Annotated in this window: 9 protein-coding genes; 6 read left to right on the top strand and 3 right to left on the bottom strand. The window is 55.1% G+C overall.

What is annotated here, in order from left to right; all coding sequences use genetic code 11:
* Positions 1–111: 111 nt before the first annotated feature.
* From V8L70_RS22985 to V8L70_RS21860, 5 genes are all read left to right on the top strand, one after another.
* Positions 112–246, top strand: a complete 135-nt coding sequence (locus V8L70_RS22985; protein WP_227497867.1) for an efflux RND transporter permease subunit — start codon at positions 112–114, stop codon at positions 244–246.
* A 17-nt stretch (positions 247–263) separates the two neighbouring features.
* Entirely contained in the window at positions 264–620 is a 357-nt protein-coding gene (locus tag V8L70_RS21875; RefSeq protein WP_035561679.1) for a P-II family nitrogen regulator, read from the top strand.
* A gap of 204 nt (positions 621–824) precedes the next feature.
* Complete coding sequence (locus V8L70_RS21870) at positions 825–2,045, top strand: TolC family protein (RefSeq protein ID WP_035561683.1); 1,221 nt, start codon at positions 825–827, stop codon at positions 2,043–2,045.
* 21 nt (positions 2,046–2,066) lie between these two features.
* Positions 2,067–3,332: an efflux RND transporter periplasmic adaptor subunit gene (locus V8L70_RS21865; RefSeq protein WP_035561686.1), complete on the top strand. Its 1,266-nt coding sequence runs from the start codon at positions 2,067–2,069 to the stop codon at positions 3,330–3,332.
* A gap of 14 nt (positions 3,333–3,346) precedes the next feature.
* Positions 3,347–6,544 (top strand): efflux RND transporter permease subunit, encoded by a 3,198-nt coding sequence (locus V8L70_RS21860; RefSeq protein ID WP_035561689.1) that lies wholly within the window; start codon positions 3,347–3,349, stop codon positions 6,542–6,544.
* Between the two features lie 52 nt (positions 6,545–6,596).
* Here V8L70_RS21860 and V8L70_RS21855 read toward each other — a convergent pair whose 3' ends face one another.
* Both V8L70_RS21855 and V8L70_RS21850 read right to left on the bottom strand, forming a co-directional pair.
* Positions 6,597–7,919 carry an ATP-binding protein gene (locus V8L70_RS21855; protein ID WP_035561693.1) on the bottom strand — a complete coding sequence of 441 codons (1,323 nt, stop codon included), beginning with the start codon at positions 7,917–7,919 and terminating at the stop codon, positions 6,597–6,599.
* Positions 7,920–7,948: 29 nt separating this feature from the next.
* Positions 7,949–8,620, bottom strand: a complete 672-nt coding sequence (locus V8L70_RS21850; protein ID WP_035561696.1) for a response regulator — start codon at positions 8,618–8,620, stop codon at positions 7,949–7,951.
* A gap of 383 nt (positions 8,621–9,003) precedes the next feature.
* Here V8L70_RS21850 and V8L70_RS21845 point away from each other — a divergent pair, with 383 nt between their 5' ends.
* Positions 9,004–10,329 (top strand): IS1182 family transposase, encoded by a 1,326-nt coding sequence (locus V8L70_RS21845; protein ID WP_035561699.1) that lies wholly within the window; start codon positions 9,004–9,006, stop codon positions 10,327–10,329.
* Between the two features lie 352 nt (positions 10,330–10,681).
* Here V8L70_RS21845 and V8L70_RS21840 read toward each other — a convergent pair.
* On the bottom strand, positions 10,682–11,018 hold a 337-nt coding region (locus V8L70_RS21840; protein WP_336270590.1), incomplete at its 5' end, for a transposase.

Here is an 11,018-nt window from a genome sequence, read left to right as displayed (position 1 = left end):
GGTCAGTTTTTCAGGTACCATTTTGGATAGCGGCTGTTGGTGCTTGGTGAACGGTGTAAGGTCCTGAAACTATAGCACTTTCAGCCGCTTTCTTTTATCCCCTCATGAGAAATCCGGGCTAATGTCCAACGGCCACTGGCAACGGTTGTGGTTGGCGGTCTGATCACTTCAACGCTGCTGACGCTGGTGGTGTTGCCCAGTGTGTACCAGTGGTTTGCATCTGAACGTCGTGACGTTTCAGTCTGATAGTCAGGAGACGGTTTATGTATGAAATAAAAGCGTATGTCAGAGAAGTGATGGCAGAGCATGTGGTTGATGCTCTGGCCAAAGTTAAGGGGGTGGCAAGTATTGCTGTCGTGTCTCTCGGCGAATTTGGTCATCTGGTCGGCGATGAGTCGCCTCTGGAGAAAGTGAAGATGGTCAAGCTGGAAATAGACGTAGCGACCGATGATGTCGCTGGTGAAGTTGTGGAACTCATTGTCAGAACGGGCAGAACCCAGGAAGGGCACCCGGGTGACGGCAAGGTGCTTGTATCCCGCCTGGTTCGGGCTGTTCGTATCGACGATGGTGCGACCGACGAGAGCGCACTTCAACCGGCATCAAACCAGCGCTTTTCCTAGATTGGATGGCGGCATCGTGGCCATGAGTCGCGTTGCCGCTTCTCCCCGCCCTTATTGAGGAGCACTTTCAAGTTCCCTGAGCTAATGCCTTCCAAATTCAAGTTCATTTCAACCTTTTCACTTACTATCTCCACCTCTACCTACTTTGTCATGGACGCCTCGCGCCCATGAATTGTGGCTATTTACCCCTTCGGGAGAAAGTCGATGAAGGCAAGCAAGCACTCGCCCAGGGCGTTGCTGTGTTCAGTACTATTGTCTATTCCTCTGTTCGGTCAAGCGGAGACTGTGAATTGGACAAATTGGCTCACTGGCCAGATAAGCAAGCATCCGGATGTCATGGCGGCGACAGAGCAGGCGGCAGCCCGGGATGCGGATGCTGAGGCAAGCGAACAACCGCTGTATAACCCGGAGCTGTCTGTTGGAGCAGACAGAACGGGCAGTGAAAACAACTTTGAGGCAGGGCTGTCACAAACGATCGATTGGTCTGATCAACAGGGTGCGCTAAAGGACAAGGCAAAGCTGATCAGGCTTTCCGCTGAAGCTGATTTGAACGAGGCGGTTTTGGCACAAACGTCCGAGTCGCTGTTTGCGCTTGTCGAGTGGCGCGCGGCGACGCGTGCCGAAGAAATTGCGGAATCCCAGCAACACCGTCTGGATGCCTTGCTGGAGCAGGTTGAGCAACGCCAGCAGGCAGGTGATCTGGGGCGTGCCGATGCAGAGCTTCTGTTTCTAAATCTATCCCGTCAGTTGAGCGAAGTCGCCCAGGCAAAGGCCGCAGTTGATCGGGCAGAAACTCAGGTTCAAGAACGTCTGCCGGACTGGAGGCCTCAGGATGGGGGGATCCCCGGGCACATTTGGCCGGCTCTTGCTTCCAGGGTCGATAACGACAATTTGCTGGCTCATCCGTCAATTGTTGCCGCCCGCGCGAGGTGGCAGGTGCTGCGGAGCGAAGCCGAGGTGGTCAGTCGCAGAGCGACGGCATCTCCCACGGTCGGGCTGAGCGGAGGGCGTGATGGCGGTGAGAACCTGGTTGGCCTGACGTTCTCGATCCCTCTGAATGTCCGTAATAACTACCGTGCCGAAATCCAGGCTGCCAACCGACGATCATTAGAGGCCGAGGCTCGGTTTCAGGCACTTTATCGGAAGCAGCAGTATGGTCTGGCGGGCGCCCGAGCTGCCTGGAAGCGATACGACACCCAACTCAGCCGATGGACAGAACTCTCCCAGGGGCGTGTACAGCGAAGTGCTGATTTGCTTGAGAGGCAGTGGCAGGTCGGCGACCTCTCCACCTCTGAGTATCTCCAGGCGCTGGGCCAGCGCGCGGAGAGTCTGAAAACCGGTATTGAACTGGAAAAGCAGGCGCAGCTGGGTCTGATTGAGCTATTGAGTCAGTCTGGCGAACTGATCACCCCCTTCCAACAATAGTCTGGAAACTGGATATTCATTATGAAAAAAGCTCTGATTTCAGTATTCGCATTGACGTTGCTTACAGCCCCACTTTCTTTTGTACAGGCAGAGGAAGATGCTCATCAGGAAGCCGGTCATGATCATGCTGCCAGTGGCGACGATCATCAGGAAGTCACCGGTGAGGAGGGCGAGCATAAGGAAGATCATGGTGAAGAAGGTGAGCATGAGGAGGAAGGTGATCATGAAGAGGAAGGGGGGCACGGCCACGAAGACGAGAACGGTGGCCATGAAGAAGCGGCCACCGCAAGCATCAATGCCAAACAGAAAGAGCTCGCCGGCATTGAAGTAGCAACCCTCGAAAGCAAGCGCGTTGACTATGAAATTTACGCGCCCGGTGAGCTGCTGACCAACGGCTATACCAGCTATCACGTGTCCCCCCGGGTTGCCTCAGTGGTGCTGCGGCGTCACGTGGAACTGGGTGAGCACGTAACCAAGGGCCAGCCGCTGGTAACCCTGTTCAGTGAGACGGTGGCACAGGCGCAGGCGGATTACAGGAAAGCTTTTCCTGAATGGAAGCGAATCAGCGGGCTGGGTCGTTCCGTGGTTGGCGATCAGCGGTTCAATACAGCGAAAGCCAACATTGAAGCGGCAAGCGCGACTCTGCTTGCTTACGGGCTGAACGATGATGACATTGGTGCGTTGAAGGCCAGCGGGGTGGATAGTCTCGGTGAATACATGCTCAGGGCTCGCGTGGATGGTGCAGTACTGACCGATGAGTTTGAGCAAGGACAAAGAGTTGAGGCTGGCCAGCCGCTGGTGACTCTTGCTGATGAGAGTGAGCTTTGGGTAGAAGCCCATCTGCCAGCAAGCTCCGACATTGTTCTAGAGAAGGGCGCGGAAGCCGAAGTCAGGGCAGCGGGTCGTGTGGCCGTGGCAACGGTGTCCCAGGAAGCCCACACCATTGATCCTGTGACCCGCACGCGGATTGTCAGGCTGGAGCTGGACAATCCTGAAGATCGTTTTCATCCAGGAATGTTCGCAGATGTGTATTTTCGTTTTAAGACCAGCGAGCCGGTGCTTGCCGTGCCGGAGACTGCATTGATGCGTGGCGCGGACGGCGACTGGACGGTCTATGTGGAAGAGGCCGAAGGCGAGTATGAACCCGTGGAAGTGGAACTGGGCCGCTCAATTGGCGGGCTCCGTGAGGTTTCCGGCCTGGCTGCGGGCCAACGAGTCGTTTTGCGGGGCGCATTTTTTGTGGCCTCTGAAATTGCCAAAGGCGGCTTTGATCCGCACAACCACTGATTCCGGGAGTCATTATGTTCAACCGAGTTGTCGACTGGGCGGTTCAGAACCGCCTGTTGGTTCTTATTGCGCTTGCAGTGCTTATCGCCACGGCCGCGTTTCAGATACCAAAACTGAATCTTGATGCTTTCCCCGACGTTACAAACGTCCAGGTCGCTGTTAATACAGAGGCGCCCGGACTTGCGGCTGAGGAAGTCGAGCAGCTGATCACCTATCCCATTGAAGCGGTGATGTATGCGTTGCCGGATGTTGAGGAGGTTCGGTCCATCTCCAAAACCGGGTTGTCTGGTGTCACCGTGGTCTTTAAAGAGGGCACGGATATCTATTTCGCGCGCCAACTGGTTTTCGAGCGGTTGCAGGCCGCGCGGGAGCTGATTCCGGACGGGGTCGGGGTGCCTGAAATGGGGCCGAATACGTCCGGTCTTGGCCAGGTCTACCAGTACTTGCTGATAGCGGACCCGGATTCGGGGTACGACGCAATGGAATTGCGCAGCTTGCACGACTGGCTGGTCAAACTGTTGCTGATACCGGCTGAAGGGGTTACGGAAATCCTGTCGTTTGGCGGAGAGGTCCGCCAGTACCAGGTTAACCTGAACCCGGCGCGAATGCTGTCCTATGACTTATCACAGAACGATGTCATGGAAGCCCTGGAGAACAACAACTCCAATGTTGGGGGCTGGTATATGGGCCGCGGGCAGGAGCAGTTGGTTATTCGCGGTATGGGCTGGCTGGGTAATGGCGAGCAGGGGCTCGAGCAGATCCGTCAGGTGCCCGTTAAAACCAGTGATGGCATTACAGTGACAGTGAACGATGTCGCCGAGGTAGCGCTGGGCACTGAAATTCGCCAGGGTGCGGTAACCATGACCCGGAAGGATGAAGCCGGTCAGGTTGAACAACTGGGTGAAGTGGTTTCTGGCATTGTACTCAAACGAATGGGGGCCAACACAAAAGCCACCATCGACGGCATCGAGGCCCGCATTGATCGCATAAATCAGGCGCTTCCGAGTGGGGTTCGTTTTGAGCCCTATTACAACCAGGCGGATCTGGTGACCAAGGCCGTAGAGACGGTGACCAATGCACTTCTGTTGGCTTTTGTGTTTATTGCGATCGTGCTTGCCCTGTTCCTGATGAATCTTCGGGCAGCAACGCTCGTGCTGCTTTCTATACCGATTTCTATCGGTATTGCGCTGATGATCATGGCCTGGTTCGGTCTCTCGGCCAACCTGATGTCTCTGGGCGGCATTGCTGTGGCAATTGGCATGCTGGTGGACGGCTCTGTTGTTATGGTCGAGAACATGTTCAAACATCTGACGCATCCGGATGCTGAGCATGACGCCCGTCGGGATGAATTGGTGAAAAACGACCCTGACCCATTGGACGCGTCACACGATGACCATGGCATTGCGCTTCGACTGCAGGAGGCAGGCCGGGAAGTGGCGCGACCAATTTTTTTCGCGACGGCGATTATCCTGGTCGTTTTCATGCCTTTATTCAGCTTTGAAGGTGTGGAAGCCAAGCTTTTCCAGCCAATGGCGATCAGCATCATGCTGGCCATTGTGTCCGCTGTGATCGTCGCTCTGGTGGTTGTACCCGCGCTGGCGTCATACATGTTCCGTAAGGGTATCCGGGAGCGGGAAAGCTTCATTCTAAAACCCCTGGAAAAGCTCTATCGCATGGGGCTTGCCTGGTCACTGAAGCATAGCCGCGTGGTTGTTGGCGCGGCGGCTGTTCTTGTTGTGCTGGCGGCGCTGGTTGTGCCACGACTCGGCACGGAGTTCGTGCCTGAACTGGAAGAGGGCACGATTAACCTCCGGGTGACCCTGGCCCCTTCATCAAGCCTTGATACGGCGCTTGAAGTGGCGCCAAAACTGGAAGCCATGCTGATGGAATTTCCAGAAGTGACCTACGCGCTGTCCCGGGCGGGGCGGGCGGAAATAGGCGGCGATCCGGAGCCCGTCAACAACATCGAAATCTACATTGGCCTCAAGCCAACAGCCGAGTGGACCAGCGCCAGTAATCGCTATGAATTGCAGGCCCTGTTTGAGGCGAAGCTCGAACAGCACCCGGGGCTACTGTTTAACTTTTCTCAGCCTATTGCAACTCGGGTTGACGAATTGTTGTCTGGTGTCCGCGCGCAGTTGGCCATCAAACTCTTTGGCCCGGATCTCAAGGTGCTGGCCGAGAAAGGCCAACAGATCGAAGCGGCGGTCCGAACTGTTCAGGGGACCCGGGACGTGGCCATGGAGCAGATTGCCGGTGAAGCGCAGTTGGTGGTTCAGCCAGACCGTCAGGCACTCTCCCGGTACGGACTCGCCGTGTCTGATGTGATGAGTGTCGTCCGGGACGGACTGGGTGGTGCCGCTGCGGGCCAGATCATCAACGGCAACGAGCGGTATGATATCTATGTGCGTCTGGCCAAACGTTTCCGGGAAGACCGGGATGCCATTGCCGATCTCAGGTTACAGGCGCCGTCCGGAGCCTGGGTGAGACTTGGTGATGTTGCCGATATCTCTATTCAGTCCGGTCCGCCTCAGGTGCGCCGCGATGACGTTCAGCGCCGTGTGGTCATTCAGTCTAATGTGCAGGGTCGTGACATGGGCAGTGTGGTTGCCGATATTCAGGATGTTATCGCGTCAGAAGTGAACCTTCCCCCCGGCTATTCGGTGGATATTGGTGGTCAGTTTGAAAACCAGCAGCGAGCTCAGAAACGATTGACCATTGTGGTCCCTGTATCTCTGGGCCTGATTGCGCTGTTGCTGTACTTTGCTTTCAGTTCGGTTGGTCAGGCACTGTTAATCCTTGTCAACGTGCCGCTTGCTGTCATTGGTGGCGTCTTTTCGCTCTGGATTTCCGGCCAGTACCTTTCAGTCCCCAGTTCCGTTGGATTTATCACACTGTTTGGTGTGGCGGTGCTTAACGGGGTCGTCATGGTCGAAAGCATCAATCAGCGAATACAGGATGGGTTGAGCATGGATGCCGCGGTGTTTGAAGGTGCCGTCTCCCGTTTACGTCCTGTCTTGATGACAGCAATAACCTCGGCACTCGGTTTGATACCGATGCTGTTGTCGACGGGCGTGGGTGCTGAAATCCAGAAGCCACTGGCCAGCGTGATTGTTGGCGGCCTTATCACCGCAACTTTCCTGACGCTGTTTGTTTTGCCGGTTCTGTTCGGTCGCTTTTCGAGAGCCAAGGTGAGTGATATCCAACGGTAAAAAATGGGAGAAGCCGCGCTGCGTCATCGACGGTTGCCTTTCTGGAGGTTTTCTAATCCGGAAGTGGCAGTAGAATGACAATGCTGGCTCCTCCGTTTTTTGAGGTACCCATGTTCATCTGTCCGAGGTTGTCTTCGACAATCTCGGACACGATGGACAATCCGAGCCCGAAACCGGCGACCGTTTCATCCAGCCTGGTACCCCTGTTCATGACAGTGGCTGCCGCCTCGGGAGAAATTCCGGGGCCATCGTCCGCTACTTCTATGGAGAGTCCTGATGACGTGCGGGCGATTGTAACGTCGACGGTTGTCTGGCACCACTTCCCGCCATTTTCGAGTAAATTGCCAAGTAGCTCTGAAAGATCCTGTCGCTCCATTGGCCAGCTGAAGTTTTCAGGTAAGTTGGTGTGGAGGCGAAAAACCGTGTCAGGGAAGATTTTTTCCATAACGGTGATGACACTTGCCGTGATTTCAACCGGCATGCACGTCCGTCCCATCTGTCTGCCTGATATGTCTGCTTTGCTCATCCGGTATTTCAGGGATTTGTCAAGCTCCCGCAAGTTAGAGGCCATAAACACAACATCCTCCCGGGACGGAGGCAAGGTATCGATATCCGACAAAATGGCAAGATTGGCAGAAATAGAGGTTTTGACCAGGTGAGAGAGATCGGAATTCAGGCGGCGGTGGCGGTCCAGCCGCCGGTTTGACAGCTCGAGCAAATCATTGAGCTGCCGGATCAGCGGACGAAACTCTTCCGGCACGTGAGGGTTCAGACGACTTTGTTTCCCGGATTGGAGCCGTCTCAGGTCCTCTTTTATCCTACTGATGGGCTTTAACGTCAGATGTGTGGTGGTTCCAATCAGTGCCAGCAGTATCGCCAGAAGAACGGCCGAGGCACCGAGCAATGTCAGGTGGGCCTTCAGCGGTCGTTCAGAGAGCGCCCCCTCGGTTTCAAGAACGGTGATTGAGGCCAGTTTTTCACTGGCGGAGAAAATGCGTTTGAGCCCGAAAAGCGTGTTCGCACCCTGCGCTATGTGGATGAAACCCTCGGGCTTCTCTGCAGCGCCCTGCAGTTGGCTCTGGTCAAAGTTCGGGCTCGCCAGGACGCTTCCGCTAGCCGTTTCGATGACGATGGCATGCCCCAGAAGCATTTCAAACTGATTGATCATGTTGCTGAGGTCGTCGGTTGTGGGGGATTCAGCCTCAATGATTGCCTGAAAGTTTCCCAGCTCTTTGTTCAGGTGTTGCTTCCTGGACTCGTCCGATAGTTGCTTTATCACGTAGGTGTGTGAAAAGAATATCAGAGTAAAATATACGAGGCTGAAAACAGCCCCATACTGAATGGCTGTTCTGCGGATACTTTTCGGAGCAGACATATTTTAACCTGGTTGGTTCACTCGGGCGTTCAGCGGTTAGGATCTTTTTCGAAGAAGTAGCCCTGGCCACGCAAAGTCTTGATTTTATTGCCCCCTATTATTTTTCTGAGCCTGGCTATATAGACCTGAACAACATTTCTGGTGGGGCATCTTTCTATGTTGTAGAGGGTTTCAACCAGGTCGTCCTGGGAAAACACCCGGTCCGGTGAACGGAGGAAACACTGCAAAAGGCGGAATTCCGTAGCTGTCAGTCTGAACTCTTTCTGGTCGGGCGTGGTAAGCGTTCGGTAGGTGGCGTTGAGATGAAATCCGTCGACGCTGATCTGGTCTGTCGTTCTGCCGTCCTTTCTGCGGATAATCGCACTGAGCCGGGCTTTCAGTTCATCAAACTCAAACGGTTTGGGAAGGTAATCGTCGGCACCCGCGTTCAACCCTTCTACTCTCTCAGTCCAGTTGGAGCGTGCGGTCAGAATAAGGATGGCCTCTTTTTTCCCGTTTTTTCTCCATCTTTGCATTAAAGACAGTCCATTTTCATCGGGCAGTCCGATATCGAGAATAACGGCCTGGTAGGAGCTTGTTTCAATCAACGAGTCCGCTTCTTTGCCGGTTTTGGCGATATCGACTGTGTAGTGCGCCTGCGCAAGCCAGTCCGATATTCTTTTGGCAAGTACCGCATTGTCCTCAACAATCAGAATTTTCATTTGTAAGCGCCGTTTTTCGAGGTGGGAAAGTTTCGCCAGTCTGCCATGGATTGTACCAGTAACGGCAACTCCCCAGAAAAACAGCAACCCGTTAAAAATGGGGGGTTACCGGTCGACTTTTCAGTTTGATTTCAGTTGCACCGGGTAGCGTCAACAATCGAGCCACGAACGCGAGAAGCTGTATATACATGGTTTTAGGAGCAACCTATGAGCGATAGACATTTCTATGCAGGTGTGTCCAGGCGCCGCCTTATACAAGGAGCTGCCACAATGGGACTTCTTGCCGGTTTCGACAGTTTGTTACCGGCCTATGCTAGGAGTCTGCGCGGCAGGAGCCACCTTCTGGCATAATACGTAAAAATTCTTCAGCACCGGAGAATCCGATGGGAACCACCTTCCGCCCCTATTCACCTGATCAGGAACTGCTTCTTCCCCCGAGCCTGAACGAGTGGCTGCCCGAAGGGCATCTGGCCTATTTCATCAGTGACGTGGTCGAGGAACTGGATCTGAGTGCCTTCTACGCCCGGTATGAAGGGAGCGGTCGGCGCAACTCGCCTTTCGATCCGCGGATGATGTTGAAGGTGTTGATCTATGCGTACGCGACCGGCGTGTTTTCATCACGAAAGATCGCCCGGAAGTTGGAAGAAGATGTCGCCCTTCGGGTCCTGGCGGCTGGCAATTTCCCCAGACACCGCACTATCTGCGATTTTCGCAAGCAACACCTGGCTGCGTTCAAGGCCGTATTTATTCAGGTGGTCCGGATCGCCCAGGAAGCGGAATTGGTTACTCTCGGTACGCTGGCGATTGATGGCACCAAGGTCCGGGCCAACGCCAGTAAGCACAAGGCCATGAGCTATGACCGCATGCGGGAGGAAGAAGCCCGTCTGTCAAAAGAGGTTGATGAGCTTTGTGGCCAGGCTCGCCGTGTGGATGAATCGGAAGACCAACAGTTTGGCCCGGATCAGCGGGGCGACGAGTTACCCGAAGAGCTTCAGCACCGTCAGGGGCGGCTGGACAAGATCCGGGCAGCGAAGGAGAAACTGGAAGCGGATCAAAAAACGCAAGATGAGGCCAAAGGCCGGCATCCAGACGATGATCGCCGCTCACCCAAGGGTGGCCGGAACTTCAAGAGAGATTATGGAGTTCCGGAGGACAAGGCTCAGAGTAACTTTACCGACCCCCAAAGCCGGATCATGAAAACGAATGATGGGTTCCAGCAATGCTATAACGGCCAACTGGCCGTGGATGGCGAGTTCCAGATCATCGTGGGCAACCGCCAGGGTAACAACCCCAGTGATAACGGCTGTCTGGTGCCGCTGCTGGGCGAGGTAAAAGAAACTCTGGGAAGTTACCCAGGCCAATGTCTGGCTGATGCGGGTTATCGCAAAGAGGAAGACTTGCAGGCATTGGAGACAAAAGGCATAGATGGCTACGTCTCGCTGCGCCGGGAAGGCAAAAAAACCGGAGATATAAACGCGAGCCGGTACCCGGCGACGGCCCGCATGGAGGAGAAGCTTACCACGGCGGAGGGGCGAGCAGTCTACGCTCAGCACAAGCACATGGTTGAGGCGGTGAATGGCTGGATCAAGAATGTCCTGGGCTTCCGGCAGTTCGGCTTGCGGGGCCTTCAGGCGGTGCAGGGTGAATGGGATCTTGTCTGTCTGTCGCTCAATCTCAGGCGCATGAGTTCACTGATGAGGTTGGCATAAGTCGCTGAGGCAGCCTTTGGCTCACGGTAGGTACAGCTGGGGCCCTGCGATGCCCCTTTTAACCGGTTAACTGGCTGGATCGAAAGCGATGATGGAGCCGATCCGATATCGCGAACACTCCTTCCGGCCAGACAATGATCCGGTCTGGCGGAAACGAGGGCTCAAAACGTTTCTGCCGCGCAGACTCCTAGCCCGGATTTCTCATAGGTCCCCGGCAAGTCTCGCAGACTGTGCAGGTTACCGCCACTACCGCTCATTTGCGGCCGCGATTGATTAATAACTGATCAATTTCTGTTGTCCGGACACACGGCCCCCTTTCCCCCATTGAGTCGGGCCGGGGGAGCCCAGGCTTCTATTCCGGAACCAGTTGACGCACCAGGTCAGAGAGTTCGTCTTTGTAAGGATAGGCATCGCTCATCAACACCCGTATGCGTCGAGTGTTGCGAATGATGACCGCGCCCACCTTGATCAGCTTCAGCCGCAGGTTACTGGCGCTCATTCTCTCGAAGGGGGTCTTCTTCAAGTGGGCCCGTAATCGCTCGAACAACGTGTAGGCAAAGCCCGATAAGAGCAACCGCCACTGATTGGTCCACCACCGCGTGCTGGAGGTGCGATCTGCGAACAGACACAACTGCTGATCCTTGATCCGGTTTTCCATGTCACCCCGGGCACAGTATTGCTCGTAGTAG

It is taken from the genome of Vreelandella arctica (genome assembly GCF_037070215.1).
Classification (GTDB): Bacteria; Pseudomonadota; Gammaproteobacteria; order Pseudomonadales; family Halomonadaceae; genus Vreelandella; species Vreelandella arctica.
This window is presented reverse-complemented; position numbering and strand designations above follow the sequence as displayed.

Excerpts from the sequence above, each read along its gene's own strand:
- V8L70_RS21875 (WP_035561679.1), top strand. The coding sequence starts at position 264 with ATGTATGAAATAAAAGCGTATGTCAGAGAAGTGATGGCAGAGCATGTG.
- V8L70_RS21870 (WP_035561683.1), top strand. The coding sequence starts at position 825 with ATGAAGGCAAGCAAGCACTCGCCCAGGGCGTTGCTGTGTTCAGTACTA.
- V8L70_RS21865 (WP_035561686.1), top strand. The coding sequence starts at position 2,067 with ATGAAAAAAGCTCTGATTTCAGTATTCGCATTGACGTTGCTTACAGCC.
- V8L70_RS21860 (WP_035561689.1), top strand. The coding sequence starts at position 3,347 with ATGTTCAACCGAGTTGTCGACTGGGCGGTTCAGAACCGCCTGTTGGTT.
- V8L70_RS21855 (WP_035561693.1), bottom strand. The coding sequence starts at position 7,919 with ATGTCTGCTCCGAAAAGTATCCGCAGAACAGCCATTCAGTATGGGGCT.
- V8L70_RS21850 (WP_035561696.1), bottom strand. The coding sequence starts at position 8,620 with ATGAAAATTCTGATTGTTGAGGACAATGCGGTACTTGCCAAAAGAATA.
- V8L70_RS21845 (WP_035561699.1), top strand. The coding sequence starts at position 9,004 with ATGGGAACCACCTTCCGCCCCTATTCACCTGATCAGGAACTGCTTCTT.